Origin of the sequence: Amycolatopsis saalfeldensis, from assembly GCF_900110575.1 — a bacterium.
Lineage (GTDB): Bacteria > Actinomycetota > Actinomycetes > Mycobacteriales > Pseudonocardiaceae > Amycolatopsis > Amycolatopsis saalfeldensis.
This window is the reverse complement of record NZ_FOEF01000002.1, coordinates 647,108-664,194: the sequence shown is the minus strand read 5'-3', so window position 1 is coordinate 664,194 and position 17,087 is coordinate 647,108. Positions and strand designations below refer to the sequence as shown.

Sequence of the window (17,087 nt, the reverse complement as noted above, 5' to 3'; positions counted from 1 at the left end):
GAAGCAGGCAGGAATGACCGCGACGATCGAGGGAACGGGCGCCGGGCTCGAGCGTTCCCTGCAGGACTTCGACCCGGCCGTGGCCGCCGCGATCGGCGCCGAGCTGGACCGCCAGCGCTCGACGCTGGAGATGATCGCCAGCGAGAACTTCGCGCCCGCGGCGGTCCTCCAGGCCCAGGGCTCGGTGCTCACCAACAAGTACGCCGAGGGTTATCCCGGCCGTCGTTACTACGGCGGCTGCGAGCACGTCGACGTGCTGGAGACGCTGGCGCTCGGCCGGGCCAAGGCGCTGTTCGGCGCGCAGTTCGCCAACGTGCAGCCGCATTCGGGCGCGCAGGCCAACGCCGCCGCCATGGCCGCGCTGATCAAGCCGGGCGACAAGATCCTCGGCCTCTCGCTCGCCCACGGCGGGCACCTCACCCACGGCATGCGGATCAACTTCTCCGGCCTGCTCTACGAAGTCGCCGCCTACGAAGTGTCCGAAAAGGACTTCCGGGTGGACATGGACGAGGTCGCCCGGCTGGCGCGGGAGCACCGGCCGAAGCTGGTCATCGCCGGCTGGTCGGCCTACCCGCGTCAGCTCGACTTCGCGCGGTTCCGCGAGATCGCCGACGAGGTGGGCGCGTACCTGCTGGTCGACATGGCCCACTTCGCCGGGCTGGTCGCGGCCGGGCTGCACCCCTCGCCGGTGCCGCACGCGCACGTCACGACCACCACCACGCACAAGACCCTCGGCGGCCCGCGCGGCGGGGTGATCCTGACGAACGACCCGGCGCTGGCCAAGAAGGTGAACTCCGCGGTGTTCCCCGGCCAGCAGGGCGGCCCGCTGGAGCACGTGATCGCGGCCAAGGCGGTGGCGTTCAAGATGGCGGCCGAGCCCGAGTTCGCCGAGCGCCAGCGGCGCACCTTGCGCGGCGCGAAGATCCTGGCCGGGCGGCTGCTGGCCGAGGACACCGCGGCGGCGGGCGTTTCGGTGCTGACCGGCGGCACGGACGTCCACCTCGTGCTCGCCGACCTGCGCGACTCCGAGCTGGACGGCAAGCAGGCCGAGGACCGGCTGCACGAGGTCGGTATCACGGTGAACCGCAACGCCGTCCCGTTCGACCCGCGCCCGCCGATGGTCACGTCCGGCATCCGGATCGGCACCCCGGCGCTGGCCACCCGCGGCTTCGGCGACGAGGAGTTCCGCGAGGTCGCCGACATCGTCGCCACCGCGTTGCTGCCCGAAGCCACAGCGCAAGAACTGCGCGACCGCGTCGCCGCGCTGACCGACCGTTTCCCGCTGTACCCGCACCTGGGAGCCGCCCGATGACCCGCACCCCCGGCGCCGATCTGCCGGAGCACCCGGACTTCCTCTGGGACAACCCGGACCCGAAGCGCGCCTACGACGTGGTGGTGGTCGGCGGCGGCGGGCACGGCCTGGCCACCGCGTACTACCTGGCGAAGGTGCACGGCATCACGAACGTGGCCGTGCTGGAGAAGGGCTGGCTCGCGGGCGGCAACATGGCCCGCAACACCACGATCATCCGCTCCAACTACCTGTGGGACGAGAGTTCCGGCATCTACGAGCACTCGCTCAAGCTGTGGGAGGGCCTCGAAGAGGACCTGGGCTACCCGATCCTGTTCAGCCAGCGCGGCGTGCTCAACCTCGCGCACAGCCTGCAGGACGTGCGTGACAGCGTGCGCCGCGTCGAGGCCAACAAGCTCAACGGCATCGACGCCGAGTGGGTGGACGCCGCGCGGGTCAAGGAGATCTGCCCGATCGTGAACACCTCGCCCGACGTCCGGTACCCGGTGCTCGGTGCGACCTTCCAGCCGCGGGCCGGCATCGCCAAGCACGACTACGTCGCCTGGGGCTTCGCCCGCGCGGCGGCCGCGATGGGCGTCGACCTGATCCAGAACTGCGAGGTCACCGGGATCGAGCAGCGCGGCGGGCGGGTGACGGCAGTCGAGACCAGCCGCGGCCGGATCGCCGCGGGCAAGGTCGCGCTGTGCGCCGCCGGGCACTCGTCGGTGCTGGCGAAAATGGCCGGGATCGACCTGCCGCTGGTGTCGCACCCGTTGCAGGCGCTGGTGTCCGAGCTGCTGGAGCCCGTGCACCCGACCGTGGTGATGTCGAACGCCGTGCACGTCTACGTTTCCCAGGCGCACAAGGGCGAACTGGTGATGGGCGCGGGCATCGACAGCTACTCCGGGTACGGCCAGCGCGGGTCGTTCCACATCATCGAGGAGCAGATGGCCGCCGCGCTGGAGCTGTTCCCCGTGTTCGCGCGGGCGCACCTGCTGCGCACCTGGGCCGGCATCGTGGACGTCACGCCGGACGCGTCGCCGATCGTCGGGCTGACGCCGGTGGAGAACCTGTTCCTCAACTGCGGCTGGGGCACCGGCGGCTTCAAGGCCACGCCCGGTGTCGGCGACTGCTTCGCGCACACCGTCGCGAAGGGCAAGCCGCACCCGTACGCCGAGCCGTTCACCCTCGACCGGTTCACCACCGGCGCCCTCGTCGACGAGCACGGCGCCGCCGCCGTCGCGCATTAGGAGTCTTGATGCAACTCATCCCCTGCCCGTGGTGCGGGCCGCGTGAAGAGGCCGAGTTCCACTACGGCGGCCAGGCCCACGTCGCCTATCCCGCGGAGCCTTCGGCGCTTTCGGACGAGGAATGGGCGAAGTTCGTGTTCTTCCGCGCCAACCCGAGCGGTCCGTTCGCCGAGCGGTGGAGCCACAGCGCGGGCTGCCGCCGCTGGTTCAACGCCGTCCGCGACACCCGTACCCACGACCTGCTGGCGGTCTACCGCCTCGACGAGCCCCGGCCGGTGACGCCGTGAACGATTTCCGACTCCCCGCGGGCGGTCACCTCGACCGTGACACGACCCTGCACTTCACCTTCGACGGCCGGGCGCTCACCGGCCACCCCGGCGACACGCTCGCTTCGGCGCTGCTCGCGAACGGCGTCCACCAGGTCGCCACGAGCATCACCCACGGCCGCCCGCGCGGCATCATGGCCGCGGGCGTCGAGGACGCGAATGCGGTGGTACAGCTGGAAGAACCGTTCCCCGAGCCGATGCTGACGGCGACCACAGTGGAACTGTTCGACGGCCTCGTCGCGCGCGGGCTGCCGGGACAGGGCCGTCTCGCGGCCGACGCCGACCCGGCTCGCTACGACGCCAAGCACGTCCACTGCGATGTGCTCGTGGTCGGCGCCGGCCCGGCCGGGCTGACCGCCGCGCAGACGGCGGCGCGGTCCGGGGCACGGGTGGTGCTCGTGGACGACCAGCCGGAGCCGGGCGGCTCGCTGCTGGGCTCCGGCGAGTTCATCGGGCTGAAGCCCGCTGTGGAATGGGCTCGCGCGGTCGCCGGCGAGCTGCGCGACACGCCCGACGTGCTGGTGCTGGAGCGCACGACCGCCTTCGGCGCGTACGACGACGGGTTCGTGCTCGCGTTGCAGCGCCGCACCGACCACCTCGGGACGGCGGCGCCGGAAAACGTGGCGCGGCAACGGGTTTGGCGGATCCGGGCGAAGCAGACGGTGTTCGCGACCGGCGCGCACGAGCGCCCGGTGGTCTTCGCGGACAATGACCGGCCCGGCATCCTGCTCGCCGCGTCAGCCCGCACGTACCTGCACCGCTACGGCGTGCTGCCGGGCCGTCGTGCGGTGCTGTTCACCACCGACGACAGCGCGTACGCCGCCGCTGTTGATCTGGCCGACGCCGGGGTCGAGATCGCGCTGATCGTCGATGCGCGGCCCGAGGCCCCGGCGGGCTGGGCCGCCGCGTGTGCCGAGCGGGGCGTCGAGATCCGCACCGGCAGTGTGGTCACCGGAACCGAGGGCACGGATCGCGTGTCGGCGGCAGTTGTCGGACCGTCCGGGGCCGCGCCGTCCAAGGAGGTGGTGGCTTGTGACGTGCTGCTGGTTTCCGGCGGCTGGAATCCCGCGGTGCACCTGTTCAGCCAAGTGCGCGGGAAGCTGCGTTACGCCGCCGAGCTGGGCGCGTACGTGCCCGACGGTGACCTGCCGTCCGCCCGGGTCGCGGGCTCGGCGACCGGCGCGCCGGACTTCGCGGGCTGCGTCCGCGAAGGCCGTGCGGCCGGGGCCGCCGCGTTGACGGCGGCCGGGTTCTCGCCGCCCGGGGAACTGCCGCCGCCGACGTCGGACGCGCGGCCGCCGGAGCTGCCGCCCGCGGTGCTGTGGCTCGTGCCCGGACCGGAGTCCGAAGTGGACACCCGCTTCGTCGACCTGCAGCGCGACGCCACGGTGTCGGACGTGCTGCGGGCGACCGGGGCCGGGCTGCGGTCGCTGGAGCACATCAAGCGCTACACCACCATCGGCACCGCGCACGACCAGGGCAAGACCTCCGGTCTGCTCGCCGCCGGCATCACCGCGGACGCGCTCGGCCTGGACCTCGCCGAACAGCGGCCGACGACCTACCGCCCGCCTTACACCTCGGTGGCGTTCGCGGCGCTGGCCGGGCGGCACCGCGGTGAGCTGCACGATCCCGTCCGCGTCACCGCGCTGCACGCGTGGCACGTCGCGCACGGGGCGGAGTTCGAGAACGTCGGCCAGTGGAAGCGCCCGTGGTACTACCCGCGCCCGGGTGAAGACCTGGAAGCCGCCGTGCTGCGGGAGTGCCGGGCGGCGCGCACCGGCGTGGCCATGATGGACGGCTCCACCCTCGGCAAGATCGACGTGCAGGGCCCGGACGCCGCCGCGTTCCTGGACCTGCTCTACACCAACATGATGAGCACGCTGAAGGCCGGCCGGATCCGCTACGGCGTGATGTGCGGTGTGGACGGGATGGTGATCGACGACGGCACCGTCATCCGCGTCGGCGAGGACCGGTTCCTGGTCACCACGACCACCGGCAACGCGGCGATGGTGCTGGAGTGGATGGAGGAGTGGCTCCAGACCGAGTGGCCGCACCTGCGGGTGTTCGCGACTTCGGTGACCGAGCACTGGGCGACGATCCCGCTGGTCGGGCCGCGCTCGCGGGACGTGCTCGGCGCGCTCGCCCCGGGCCTCGACGTGAGCAACGAGGCGTTCGGCTTCATGACCTGGCACGACGCCGAGGTGGCCGGGATCCCGGCGCGGGTCTGCCGGATCAGCTTCTCCGGCGAGCTGGCCTACGAGGTCAATGTGCCGTCCTGGTACGGGATCGCGCTGTGGGAGTCGCTGCTGGACGCCGGCGCCGAGTACGGCATCACGCCGTACGGCACCGAGACCATGCACGTGCTGCGCGCCGAGAAGGGCTACCCGATCATCGGCCAGGAGACCGACGCCACGGTCACCCCGCAGGACCTCGGGATGTCCTGGGCGGTGTCCAAGAAGAAGGCCGACTTCCTGGGCAAGCGCTCGTTCGCGCGGGCGGAGAACAACCGGCCCGACCGCAAGCAGCTCGTCGGCCTGCTGCCGGTGGACCCGGCGGTGCGGCTGCCCGAGGGCGCGCAGCTGATCGAGACCGGCCACGTGCCCGAGCCACCGGTGCGGATGCTGGGCCATGTGACGTCCAGCTACCGCAGTGCCGCGCTGGAACGGACCTTCGCGCTGGCGCTGGTGCGATCCGGGCACGAGCGGGTCGGCGAGACGCTGTACGTGCCCGTCGGCGATCAGGTGGTGCCGGTGACCGTGACCGGATCCGTGCTCTTCGACCAGGAGGGAACCCGCCGTGACGGCTGAAATCCTGCGCCGCGCGCCACTCGGGCGCTGGGCGCTGCCCGCGGTGCTCGGCGCCGAGGAGCGACCGTTCCTGACCCAGCTCACGCTGCGAGTGCGTGAGGGCCACGAGGCGGTGGGCGCCGTGCTCGGTGTTCCGCTGCCGTCGGTGCCGTGCACTTTCGCCTCCGGGACCGGGGGGTTCGGCGCGGTCGACGTGCTGTGGCTGGGCCCGGATGAGTACTTGGTGCTCGCCGCTCCCGGTGTGGCGGGGCTGGAACCGGCTATCCGGGAGGCGATCGCGGTCGGCGCGGTGACCGACACCTCGGCGCAGCGCACTGCCGTCGCCCTCTCCGGCCCGGCGGTGCGAGATGTGCTGGCCCACGGCTGCTCGATCGACCTGCACCCGAGGGCGGCGCCGCCCGGCACCTGCGTGCAGACCCTGCTCGCGCGGACCGGCGTCATCCTCCTGGTCCGCGGGGACGACGACTACGACGAGTACACGGTCCTGGTGCGGCAGTCCTTCGCGTCCTACTTCGCCGCCTGGCTGGCCGACGCGGCGCTGGAATACCGGGAGCAGGCATGACCGAGCACTTCACCCTGACCCTGCGCTGCCCGGAACGCTCGGGCATCGTGCACGCCGTCACCACGTTCCTCGTCGGCCGCGGCTGTGACATCGTCGAGCACCAGCAGTTCGACGACGACGTGCGCGGCTCGCTGTTCCTGCGCACGGCGTTCAGCTGCGAGAAGTCCACTGTGGACGACCTGAATCGCGCCTTCGCCCCGGTGGCGGGCGAATTCGGCATGGAGTTCCAGTTCTCCGGCGCCGAACCGGACCGGCTGCTGGTGATGGTCTCGAAGTTCGGGCACTGCCTGAACGACCTGCTGTTCCGCTGGCGCGCGGGCAGCCTCGGCGCGGAGATCGCGCTGGTGGTGTCCAACCACGAGGACCTGCGCCCGATGGCCGAGGCCGCCGGGGTGCCGTTCGTGCACGTGCCGGTCACGCCCGGGACGAAGGCCGAGGCCGAGCAGCGGCTGCTGGACCTGGTCGGCGAGTACTCGATCGACCTGGTGGTGCTGGCCCGCTACATGCAGGTCCTCTCCGACGAGCTGTGCGCCAAGCTGCAGGGCCGCGCGATCAACATCCACCACTCGTTCCTGCCCGGCTTCAAGGGCGCCAAGCCGTACCACCAGGCCTACGACCGCGGCGTCAAGTACGTCGGGGCCACCGCCCACTACGTCACCCCGGCGCTGGACGAGGGCCCGATCATCGAGCAGGAGGTGCAGCGCGTGGACCACACGCACTCGCCCCGCGCCCTGGTCACCGTCGGCCGCGACGCGGAGGCGCTGGCGCTCTCGCGCGCTGTGCGCTGGCACTGCGAGCGCCGCGTCCTGCTCAACGGCAACAGCACCGTCGTCTTCCGCTGACCCACCAAGGAGTTCTCATGACCCGTGTCGTGATCATCGGCGCCGGCATCGTGGGCGCCAACCTCGCCGACGAGCTGACCGCCCGCGGCTGGATCGACGTCACCGTGCTCGACCAGGGCCCGCTGCCGCTCACCGGCGGCTCGACCTCGCACGCGCCCGGCCTCGTCTTCCAGACCAACGCTTCGAAATCGATGACGGAGTTCGCGGCCTACACCGTCCAGAAGCTCCGCGGGCTCGAGGCCGGCGGGCTGCCGTGTTTCAACCAGGTCGGCGGGATGGAGGTGGCGACCACCCCGGCGCGGTGGCAGGACCTCAAGCGCAAGCAGGGCTGGGCGACGTCGTGGGGGGTCGAGGCGCGGCTGATCGACCCGGCCGAATGCGTCGAACGGTGGCCCCTGCTCGACGGCTCGGCGGTTTTCGGCGCGCTGTACGTGCCGACCGACGGGCTGGCCAAGGCGTCCCGCGCGGTGGTCGCGCTGGCGCGGCGGGCGGAGTCGCGGGGCGCGCGGTTCGTCGGCTCGACGCGGGTGACCGGCGTCCGGCAGTCGGGCGGGCGCGTCATCGGGGTCGAGACCGACCAGGGTGACTTCGCCGCGGACATCGTCGTCTCGTGCGCCGGGTTCTGGGGCCGGGAGATCGGCGCCATGGTGGGCATGGACGTGCCGCTGCTGCCGCTCGCGCATCAGTACGCGAAGACCGGGCAGGTCGAGGAGCTGATCGGGCGCAACACCGAGGCGGGCGAGGCGAGCCTGCCGATCCTGCGGCACCAGGACCAGGACCTGTACTTCCGCGAGCACGTGGACCGGATCGGCATCGGCTCGTACGCGCACCGGCCGATGCCGGTCTCGCCGCTCGCGGCTTCGGAAGAGGTGACGGAGTCTTCGATGCCGTCGATGCTCCCGTTCACCGAGGAGGATTTCGCGCCGTCGTGGGAGGAGAGCCGGCTGCTGCTGCCGGTGCTGCACCAGACGAAGGTCGAGGAGGGCTTCAACGGGATCTTCTCCTTCACCCCGGACGGCCAGTCGCTGGTGGGGGAGTCCGCCGAGGTCCGCGGCTTCTGGATCGCCGAGGCGATCTGGGTGACGCACTCGGCGGGCATCGCCAAGGCCGTCGCCGAGCATCTGGTGCACGGACAGTCCGAGACCGACCTGCACGAGCTGAACGTGCACCGGTTCGAGGACGTGCAGCTCGCGCCGGAGTACGTGAGCGAGACTTCGCAGCAGAACTTCGTGGAGATCTACGACGTGCTGCACCCGTTGCAGCCCAAGCTCTCCCCGCGGAACCTGCGGGTGAGCCCGTTCCACGCCCGGCAGCGCGAGCTGGGCGCGGTGTTCCTGGAGGCGGGCGGCTGGGAGCGGCCGCACTGGTTCGAGGCCAACGCGCCCCTGCTGAAGCAGCTCCCGCACGACTACCTGCCGCCCGCGCGGGACAGCTGGGCCGCGCAGTTCCACTCGCCGATCGTGGCGGCCGAGGCCTGGCACACGCGTAACGGCGTCGCGCTGTACGACATGACCCCGCTCAAACGGGTGGAGGTCAGCGGGCCGGGGGCGCTGGAGTTCCTGCAGCGGCTCACGACGAACCAGCTCGACAAGTCCGTCGGCTCGGTCACGTACACGTTGATGCTCGACGACGCGGGCGGCGTGCGCAGCGACGTCACCGTGGCCCGGCTGGAGCCGGACGTGTTCCAGGTGGGCATCAACGGGAACATCGACCTCGCCTACTTCCGCTCGCTGCCGCCCGGGGACGTCCGCGTCCGCGACATCACGGGCGCGACCTGTTGCATCGGCGTCTGGGGCCCGCTCGCGCGGGACCTGGTGCAGCCCCTGTCGCGAGAGGACTTCTCGCACACCGGGTTGAAGTACTTCCGCGCGCGCAAGGCCCGGATCGCCGGCGTCCCGGTGACCGCGATGCGGCTGTCCTATGTGGGCGAACTCGGCTGGGAGGTCTACACCGAGGCCGACAACGGGCAACGGCTGTGGGACGCGCTGTGGGCCGCCGGGCGCGAGCTGGGCGTGATCGCGGCCGGGCGCGCGGCGTTCAACAGCCTGCGGCTGGAGAAGGGCTACCGGCTGTGGGGCACGGACATGACCACGGAGCACGACCCGTACGAGGCCGGGGTCGGCTTCGCGGTCCGGCCCGCGAAGGGCGCTTTTGCCGGCCGGGAAGCGATCGACGGATGCAGCGAGGAGACCGCGTCGCGACGGCTGCGCTGCCTGACCGTGGACGACGGCCGGACCGTGGTGCTCGGCAAGGAACCGGTTTTCGTCGACGGCGCCCCAGCCGGATACGTGACCAGCGCGGCCTACGGCTACACGATCGGGCGGCCGATCGCCTACGCCTGGCTCCCGGCCACTGTGGACATAGGCGACGGCGTCGAGATCGAGTACTTCGGCCGCCGCGTCCCGGCGACGGTGGCCGCCGAGCCCCTCGTCGACCCCGGCATGGAACGGATCCGGCGCTGATCCCGGCTCCGGCCCGGCAGTGAGAGGAGTGACTTGGCGTGCGTGACCAGATCATGAGCGACTTCCTGAAGAACCTGGCGGCCCCGGGACCGGCCCCGAGCGGCGGAGCCGTGGCGGCGTTGGGAGTGGCCCAGGCGGCGGCTTTGCTCGCCCGAGCGGCCGGCGCCGACCGCGAACTGCGGGGTGAAGCCGAACTGCTGTGGATGCACGCTCTTCGCTTGGCGGAGAAGGATGCTCACGCTGTCGGCCGGTTCGCCGCCGCCGGTGGTCGTGTGCCTTCTGGTGGCCCGGAGGCGGTCGCTGCCTGCCTGCCCGCGGCCGACGTGATCGCGGCGGCCGGCGAGGTGGTGGCGCTGGCCGAGCGGCTGCTGCCGGGAGCCGGACCGTCGAGTGCGGTGCCGTCGACTGCGGTCCAGTCCGGGGAGCTATCGCCGGACGTCGCGGCCGTGGCGGAGATCGCGCGGGCGTCGGCGATGACCGCGCGGGTCGCGATCGAGAGCCGGCTCGGTGCGGTGCCCGACGAAGCCGCCGACGCGCTACGGGCCGCGGTCGCGGGTGTCGACGGGCTCGCCGAGCGGGCCGCGTGGGTCACCGCTGCCGTCCGGGCCGCGAACGCTCCGGCGCGGTCGCCCGAGGCGGCACGAGTGGGCTAAGTAACTAACCAGTTGGTTGACGCGAGTGCGCGCCGGGTGTCTGATGGAGGAGCGAAGAGAAATCTCCATCAGGGAAGGCACCCATGCCCAAGACGTGGCTCATCACCGGCAGTTCCCGCGGCTTCGGCCGCGAGCTGGCGCAGGCGGTCCTCGAAAGCGGCGACCGCCTGGTCGCCACCGCGCGGCGGCCCGAGCAGCTCGACGACCTCGTCCGCAAGTACGGCGAAAGCGTGCGCGCGGTCGCCCTCGACGTCACCGACGCGGAGGCGGCGCGGGCCGCGGTCCGGACCGCGGTGGCGGAGTTCGGCTCGCTCGACGTGGTGGTCAACAACGCCGGTTACGCCGATTCCGCGCCCATCGAAGAGATGTCCGACGGGGACTTCCGCGCGCAGATCGACGCGAACCTGTACGGCGTCGTCAACGTCACCAAGGCGGCGTTGCCCGTGCTGCGGCAGCAGCGCTCAGGGCACATCGTGCAGTTCTCCTCGATCGGCGGGCGCGTCGGCGGCTCGCCCGGGATGGGCGCGTACCAGGCCGCGAAGTTCGCCGTCGAGGGTTTCTCCGAGGTGCTGAACAACGAGGTGAAGCCGTTCGGGGTCAAGGTGCTGATCGTCGAGCCGGGGCCGTTCCGGACGGACTGGGCGGGCTCGTCGATGGCGATCGCGCCCGTCGGCCCGGACTACGAGGAGACCGTCGGCGCCATGAACCGGGCGCGTGCGGGCTCGGCGACCTGGCCCGGTGACCCGGCCCGCGCGGCGAAGATCATCCTCGACGTCGTCGCCCATCCCGAGCCGCCGCTGCGGCTGCTGCTGGGTGCTTCGGCCGTCGAGCTGGCCGCGAAATCCTCGGCCGGGCGGGCCGCGGAGGCCCAGCAGTGGGCCGAGGTCAGCCGGGCGGCGGACTTCCCGGACTCGTGAGTGTTCGTGACGGTGAGAACCGTCGGTTCTGACCGGCACAGCCACTCACGAGTCCTACTAGCATCGGGGCATGAAGGCGTTTGTCGTGCACGGGCCCGGGGAAGCCGGGGTGGCCGAAGTCGCCGAGCCGGAGCCCGGCGTCGGCGAGGTGGTGGTCGAGGTCGAGCGGGCCGGGGTGTGCGGCACCGACGTCGAGTTCTTCACCGGCGAGATGGAGTACCTCGCCGAGGGCCACGCGCGGTACCCGATGCGGCTCGGCCACGAGTGGTGCGGCACGGTCGTGCGCGCCGGCGAGGGCGTGCACCCCGCCTGGGTCGGGCGTCGCGCGGTCGGCGACACGATGCTCGGCTGCGGGCGGTGCCGTCGTTGCCGCGGCGGGCGCCAGCACACCTGCGCGGACCGCGAGGAGGTCGGCATCCGCGGCGGCCGCGCCGGGGCGCTGGCCGAACGCGTCGCGGTTCCGGTGACTTCGCTGCACGAGCTGCCGAGCGGCCTCGACGGACCGCTCGGCGCGCTGGTCGAGCCGGGCGGCAACGCGGTACGGGCCGCGCGGGCCGCCGCCGGCGAGCGGGTCCTGGTCCTCGGGCCGGGCACGATCGGGCTGCTGACGGCACTGTTCACCCGCGCGGCCGGCGCCGAGGTGCACCTGGTCGGCACCACCCCGGCTTCGCTGGAATTCGCGCGCTCATTGGGTTTCCCGGCGACGGCGGGGCTGCCGGAGCCGCCGTTCGACGCGGTGGTGGACGCCACGAACGACCCGGCCTCTCCGGCGCGGGCGCTGGAGCTGGTGGAGCCGGGCGGCCGGCTGGTCTGCATCGGCCTGGCCGGGACCCCGAGCCGGCTCGACGCCCGGTCGCTGGTGTTCAAGGACGTCACCGCGGTCGGGATCCTCAGTGCGTCACCGGGTTTGGCCGACGCAGTCGAAGCGTACGCCCGCGGCGACGTCGACCCGCGCCCGCTGGTGGCGGCGACGGTCGGGCTGGACGGGGTGGCCGCGGTGCTCGCGGGCGAACGGCCGCCCGGCGCGCTCGCGGGCCCCAAGATCCTGGTCGACCCGCACCGGGGCTGAAGGTCCGGTCCGTGGGCGCGGGTCGGGGTCCGCACCCACGGACCGGGGGTCAGGCGAGGTACTCCGCGGCCGCGCGCAGGCTGACGTACGAGCCGCTGAACGTGTCGATCCGGGCCCCGCTGCCGGAATCCGGCCCGGGCACACCGGTCTCGACGCGGATGTGGTCCACATCGGACAGTTCACCCAGGAACGCCCGCACCGCCGGATGACGGTGCGCCTCGCGGGTCACCACGACCACGGAACCGGCCTCACGAGCAGCCGCGCGCACCAGCCCGGCGTCGTCCGGGCCCACGTTCAGCACCCGGGTCCCCGGCACCAGCTCGGCCAGGTGCGGGCCGAGCCCCCACGGCATCGGCCCGGCCGCGATGGTCGGGTCGGTCCGGACGTCGACCACCAGCGGCACCCCGGACAGCCGCGGCTCGCCCTGGATCCGCAGCGCGGCGCGCGCCGCCTCCAGGCCCAGGGTGCGGTCCACCGGGCGGATCGACGCCGGCGAGGGTGACGTGCCCAGCGAGGCGGTCCGGGCCGCCGCGTCGGCGAGCCGTTCCAGCGCCAGCGTGCCGTCCTCGACCGCGGCCACGATCGTCGCCGTGATGCGGTCGAGCGTTTCGGCGTCGAAGGCCGCGCCGCCGATGCACAACGCGTCGGCGCCCGCGGCGAGCGACCGCACGGCCGCCGTGCCCAGGCCGTCGTGACGGCCGTACGAGCCGGAGACCGCGCCCATCTCCAGCGCGTCGGTGATCACCGCGCCGGTGAAGCCCAGCTCGCCGCGCAGCACGTCGGTCAGCGCCACGCGGTTGAGCGTCGCCGGCTCGTCGCCCCACGCCCGCACCACGAGGTGACCGGACATGATCGCGCGCACCCCGGCCCCGATCGCGGCGGCGAACGGGACCAGCTCGATCTCCCGCAGCTCCGCCGGGGTCCGGGGGAGCACGGGCAGGGCCACGTGCGAGTCCTCGGTCGCCGCGCCGTGTCCGGGGAAGTGCTTCGCACACGCGGCGACGCCGTACTTCTGCAGCCCCGTCACATAAGCCGCGACGTGCGGCGAGGCCTTGGCCGGGTCCGATCCGAACGCCCGGACCCCGATGATCGGATCCTCCGCCGCCAGGGTCAGGTCCGCGCACGGCGCCAGGTTCACCGTGACGCCGCACGCGGCCAGCCGCTCACCGAGGGCCGCCGCGACGGCCGTGGTCAGCTCCGGGTCGTCGGCCGCGCCGAGGGCGAGCGGCCCGGGCACGAACGACCCGGTGGCGACGTCGAGCCGCGTGACGTCACCGCCCTCTTCGTCGATCCCGACCACGACGTCGTCCCGCTCGGCGCGCAGGGCCGCGGTCAGCGCCGCCACCTGCTCGTCGTCGACCACGTTGCGGCCGAACAGGACCACGCCGCCCAGGCCCTCGCCCAGGCGCCGCCGCAGCCAGTCCGGCGCGGTCGTGCCCGCGAAACCGGGCAGCAGCACGGCTTCCGCGAGCTTTCGAGAATCAGCCAAGGCCCTACCCCTTCACCGCGCCGGCCGTCATGCCGGACACCAGCTTGCGCTGCACGATCAGGAAGAACACCAGCGCCGGGATCGCGTAGACCACCGAAGCCGCCATCACCCCGCCCCAGTCCACCGAGAACGCGGTCCGGAACGACGAGAGCCACACCGGCAGCGTCTGCTTGGACTGGTCCCTCATGAACACCAGGGCGAACAGGAACTCGTTCCACGCGGTGATGAAGCTGAACACCGACGTCGTCACCAGGCCGGGGCCCAGCAAGGGCAGCGTGACCCGGCGGAACGCGCCGGTCCGGCTGCAGCCATCGATCATCGCGGCCTCTTCGAGGTCGTACGGGATGCCGTTGACGAAGCCGTAGAGCATCCAGACCGTGAACGGCAGAGACGTGGCGAAGTACACCAGCAGCAGCGACGGCAGGGTGTTGAGCAGCCCGAGGTCCCGCATCAGCAGGTACATCGGGATGAACAGCGCCGAGAGCGGGGCCAGCTGCGCCATCAGGATCAGCAGCAGGAAGCCCTTGCGCCCGCGGAACCGGAACCGCGCCAGCGGGATCGCCGCGAGCACGCCCACCACCAGCGCGGCGATCACCGCGCCGAGCGTGACGATCAGGCTGTTGCCCAGATAGGTGACGAATCCCGGCTTGGTCAGCGCCGACGCGAAGTTCGACAGCGTCGCCGAGGTCGGGATCAGGTCGTACTTCGGCGAAAGCACGTCGCCGGGCGTCTTCAGCGACGTGGTGAACATCCAGTACGTCGGGAAGAAGAACACCAGCGCGACGAGGATGCCGATGACCGAGAGCGTGACCCGCTGGGTCAGGGACTTCTTCACGCGATCTCACCGTCCTTGGTCCGGACCAGCAGCTGCACGTAGCGGGCGGTGACGGCGAGCAGGAGCACCAGCATGATGGTCGCGATCGCCGCGGCGCTGCCGAAGTGGCTGCCGGCGATGCCCTTGAGGTACTGCAGGATGGCGAGCGTGGTGCTCTGCCCGTCCGGCCCGCCCTGGCGGATCGCCCAGACCTGGCCGAACATGTTGAAGTCCCACAGCACCGACAGGAACGTCACCATGGTCAGGATCGGCCGGATCGCCGGCCAGCTGACCGCGCGGAACGTCTGGAACGGCCCGGCGCCGTCGATGCCCGCCGCCTCGTACTGCTCGCGCGGCACGCCGATCAGGCCCGCGTACAGCGTGAACGCCACGAACGGCACGGCCTGCCAGAGGACCAGCAGCCCGATCACGGCCAGCGTGCTGCCCCCGGTGGAGAACCAGGAGTAGCCGATGAACGAGTGGAAGCCCAGCTTGTCGAGCGTCTTGTTCAGGATTCCGTACTGCTGGTCGAAGATCCACTGGAACACCGTGGTCGTGGCGATCACCGGCACGGCCCAGGCGAGCACCAGCGCGACCTGCACGCAGATGCGGATCACCGGGTTGAGGTGGCGCATCAGCACCGCGATGAGCAGCGCCACCAGCAGCGTCGCCGCGACCAGCGCCGCGGTGAACAGGACGGTCCGGATCGTCACCGACCAGAACTCGGGGTCCGACAAGGTGTCCGTGTAGTTCGAGAGCCCGACCCAGACCAGTTTCCCGGTCACCAGCTCGCGCAGGTCCAGCCGGCGCAGGCTGATCAGGAGCATCTGGATGGTGGGCCAGCCGAGCAGCACCAGCACGGCGACGAGGGCGGGCAGGATCAGCAGGTAGGGCGTCAGCCGCTCGCCGAACCCGCCCTGGCGCCGCGGTTTCGGTGGACTGACGCGCGCCGACGCCGGCGGGGTGGCCCCCGCCGGCGTCGGCATCTCCTTGGTCGCCGTCATCCGCCGATGATCTTGTCGAGCGCGGCGTTCGCGTCGGCCGTGGCCTGGTCGACGGTCTTCTTACCGGTGAGGTACGCGGTCAGCATGTCCTTCAACGGGTTCTGGCCGGACTCGACCTCGCCCCACTTCGGGCTGGTGGGCACCGCGCGGCCGTTCTTCGAGGCGGCGGCCATGACCGCGCCCAGCGGGTCCTTGGCCAGCGCGCTGACGTCGGACGAGGTGCCCGGCACGTAGCCGGCCGCGGCCATCTGGGTCATGTACTTGTCGCCCGAGAGCAGCTTCAGGTACTCCTTCGCCAGGTCCTTGTTCTTGCTGTTGACCGGGACGACGAGGTTCGAGCCGCCGAGGAACACCGGGGCCGGCCGGCCCGCGGTCTTGCCCGGGATCGCGAACGCGCCGGTCTTGTCCGTGATGCTCGGGTCGGTCTTGGCGGCGGTGGCCACCTCGCCCGGGGTGCCGATGAACATCGCGACCTTGCCGCCGCCGTAAATGCCCGCCTGCTGCGGGTTCGCCTCGTCGTTGTCCTTCGGCGCGGTGGTGGCCGACGCGTCCACGAGCTGCTTGTAGAACTCCAGGCCGGCCTTCGAGCCGGCGCTGTCCAGCGTGGACTTGAAGGACTTGCCGTCGGCCTTCGCGACGTCACCGCCGTTGTCCCAGATGAACGACAGCAGCGAGTACCAGTACTGGCCCGGCAGGTAGAGCGGCTGGAACTGCGGGTCGCTGCCGAACTTCGCCTTCAGCTTGGTGATGTCGTCGAGCCACTCCGCGTTCGAGGTCGGCGGCGCGGTGATGCCGGCCTGCTGGAACATGTCCTTGCGGTAGAGCACCTCCCGGTTGGCGGCGTAGAACGGCACGCCGTAGGTCTTGCCGTCGTACTCGCCCGAGGCCTTGAGCCCGGCGAGCCACTGCGCGCCGTTGAGGTCGTTGACCGAGGAGGTCAGGTCCTCCAGCACGCCCTGCGCGGCGAACGCCGGGGTCTGCGTGTTGCCGACCTCGATCACGTCCGGCGGGTTGTCGCCGGCCAGCGCGGTGGTGAGCTTCTGCTGGATCCCGTTCCACTGCTGGATCTGGTAATCGACCTTGACCCCGGCGTGCGCGGCCTCGAACTCCTTGTTCAGCGCGCCCGTCAGGCTGTCCGGCGCGGAGCCGGTCATCAGCCAGACCGTCAGCGTCCCCGTGCCTGTGCCCCCCGAGCCGGAGGCGTTGTCACCGCCGCCCGAGCCGGCACAGCCGGCTGTCGCGAGGGTGATGGCGGCGGCGCCCGCCACCAGCTTGAGCCAGCGCTTCACTTGTCTCGTCCTTTCGGTGCCCGGCCCCCAGGCCGGTCGGTGACAAATGGTGTAGACCAATGTGGAGCAGCGTGGTCCGGACCACAGCCGGTGTCAAGCCGGTTGCCAAGACGTTGTAAACACGACAGCCAGTTTGACTCTGTGTGTACGCCCGGTTACCGGCGTGCCGCGCGGACTTGCGCGTGGACGCGGAAAACCCCTGCTGGCCACCAGCTCGCGCAGCAGGGGTGCATCCGGTGAAGGGTTCGCGGCTTCGCCGGGTCCGGCCCGGTTTCGCCGCGCCGGACCCGGTCCAGTGGTACTGAGTGGTCCGCA

At 71.8% G+C, this 17,087-nt stretch carries 14 protein-coding genes; 10 read left to right on the top strand and 4 right to left on the bottom strand.

Annotated features, from left to right (window positions below; genetic code table 11):
• The first annotated feature begins 13 nt into the window (after positions 1-13).
• From glyA to BMY97_RS07130, 10 genes are all read left to right on the top strand, one after another.
• Complete coding sequence (gene glyA, locus BMY97_RS07175; RefSeq protein ID WP_091614232.1) at positions 14-1,312, top strand: serine hydroxymethyltransferase; 1,299 nt, start codon at positions 14-16, stop codon at positions 1,310-1,312.
• Positions 1,309-2,538 carry a sarcosine oxidase subunit beta family protein gene (locus tag BMY97_RS07170; RefSeq protein WP_091614229.1) on the top strand — a complete coding sequence of 410 codons (1,230 nt, stop codon included), beginning with the start codon at positions 1,309-1,311 and terminating at the stop codon, positions 2,536-2,538. The genes glyA and BMY97_RS07170 overlap by 4 nt, the downstream gene beginning before the upstream one ends.
• 8 nt (positions 2,539-2,546) lie before the next feature.
• Positions 2,547-2,825, top strand: a complete 279-nt coding sequence (locus BMY97_RS07165) for a sarcosine oxidase subunit delta (protein ID WP_091614226.1) — start codon at positions 2,547-2,549, stop codon at positions 2,823-2,825.
• On the top strand, positions 2,822-5,671 hold the full coding sequence (locus tag BMY97_RS07160; RefSeq protein ID WP_218156705.1) for an FAD-dependent oxidoreductase: 2,850 nt from the start codon (positions 2,822-2,824) through the stop codon (positions 5,669-5,671). The genes BMY97_RS07165 and BMY97_RS07160 overlap by 4 nt, the downstream gene beginning before the upstream one ends.
• Positions 5,661-6,233 (top strand): sarcosine oxidase subunit gamma, encoded by a 573-nt coding sequence (locus tag BMY97_RS07155; protein ID WP_091614224.1) that lies wholly within the window; start codon positions 5,661-5,663, stop codon positions 6,231-6,233. The genes BMY97_RS07160 and BMY97_RS07155 overlap by 11 nt, the downstream gene beginning before the upstream one ends.
• Complete coding sequence (purU, locus tag BMY97_RS07150; RefSeq protein WP_091614221.1) at positions 6,230-7,075, top strand: formyltetrahydrofolate deformylase; 846 nt, start codon at positions 6,230-6,232, stop codon at positions 7,073-7,075. Before BMY97_RS07155 ends, purU begins: the two co-directional genes overlap by 4 nt.
• 17 nt (positions 7,076-7,092) lie before the next feature.
• Entirely contained in the window at positions 7,093-9,537 is a 2,445-nt protein-coding gene (locus tag BMY97_RS07145) for a GcvT family protein (protein ID WP_091614218.1), read from the top strand.
• Positions 9,538-9,575: 38 nt separating this feature from the next.
• The gene (locus BMY97_RS07140; protein WP_091614215.1) at positions 9,576-10,190 is read left to right on the top strand and encodes a hypothetical protein; all 615 of its coding nucleotides are present in this window, start codon (positions 9,576-9,578) and stop codon (positions 10,188-10,190) included.
• Positions 10,191-10,273: 83 nt separating this feature from the next.
• A complete protein-coding gene (locus tag BMY97_RS07135) occupies positions 10,274-11,107 on the top strand; it encodes an oxidoreductase (RefSeq protein WP_091614213.1) in 834 nt (277 codons plus the stop codon).
• A 70-nt stretch (positions 11,108-11,177) separates the two neighbouring features.
• Positions 11,178-12,176 (top strand): zinc-dependent alcohol dehydrogenase, encoded by a 999-nt coding sequence (locus tag BMY97_RS07130; RefSeq protein WP_091614210.1) that lies wholly within the window; start codon positions 11,178-11,180, stop codon positions 12,174-12,176.
• A 49-nt stretch (positions 12,177-12,225) separates the two neighbouring features.
• Here the strand turns inward: BMY97_RS07130 and BMY97_RS07125 are convergent, their stop codons facing one another.
• From BMY97_RS07125 to BMY97_RS07110, 4 genes are read right to left on the bottom strand one after another with little or no spacing between them, the layout of a single operon-like run.
• Positions 12,226-13,665, bottom strand: coding sequence for a glycoside hydrolase family 3 protein (locus BMY97_RS07125; protein WP_091614207.1), 1,440 nt, complete (start codon positions 13,663-13,665; stop codon positions 12,226-12,228).
• Positions 13,666-13,669: 4 nt separating this feature from the next.
• On the bottom strand, positions 13,670-14,500 hold the full coding sequence (locus tag BMY97_RS07120; protein WP_091614204.1) for a carbohydrate ABC transporter permease: 831 nt from the start codon (positions 14,498-14,500) through the stop codon (positions 13,670-13,672).
• A complete protein-coding gene (locus BMY97_RS07115) occupies positions 14,497-15,483 on the bottom strand; it encodes a carbohydrate ABC transporter permease (RefSeq protein ID WP_091614203.1) in 987 nt (328 codons plus the stop codon). Before BMY97_RS07115 ends, BMY97_RS07120 begins: the two co-directional genes overlap by 4 nt.
• Positions 15,480-16,772, bottom strand: coding sequence for a sugar ABC transporter substrate-binding protein (locus BMY97_RS07110; protein ID WP_091614200.1), 1,293 nt, complete (start codon positions 16,770-16,772; stop codon positions 15,480-15,482). The genes BMY97_RS07115 and BMY97_RS07110 overlap by 4 nt, the downstream gene beginning before the upstream one ends.
• Positions 16,773-17,087: the final 315 nt, after the last annotated feature.

Excerpts from the sequence above, each read along its gene's own strand:
- BMY97_RS07165 (WP_091614226.1), top strand. The coding sequence starts at position 2,547 with ATGCAACTCATCCCCTGCCCGTGGTGCGGGCCGCGTGAAGAGGCCGAG.
- BMY97_RS07145 (WP_091614218.1), top strand. The coding sequence starts at position 7,093 with ATGACCCGTGTCGTGATCATCGGCGCCGGCATCGTGGGCGCCAACCTC.
- BMY97_RS07170 (WP_091614229.1), top strand. The coding sequence starts at position 1,309 with ATGACCCGCACCCCCGGCGCCGATCTGCCGGAGCACCCGGACTTCCTC.
- glyA (WP_091614232.1), top strand. The coding sequence starts at position 14 with ATGACCGCGACGATCGAGGGAACGGGCGCCGGGCTCGAGCGTTCCCTG.
- BMY97_RS07115 (WP_091614203.1), bottom strand. The coding sequence starts at position 15,483 with ATGACGGCGACCAAGGAGATGCCGACGCCGGCGGGGGCCACCCCGCCG.
- BMY97_RS07135 (WP_091614213.1), top strand. The coding sequence starts at position 10,274 with ATGCCCAAGACGTGGCTCATCACCGGCAGTTCCCGCGGCTTCGGCCGC.
- BMY97_RS07130 (WP_091614210.1), top strand. The coding sequence starts at position 11,178 with ATGAAGGCGTTTGTCGTGCACGGGCCCGGGGAAGCCGGGGTGGCCGAA.
- purU (WP_091614221.1), top strand. The coding sequence starts at position 6,230 with ATGACCGAGCACTTCACCCTGACCCTGCGCTGCCCGGAACGCTCGGGC.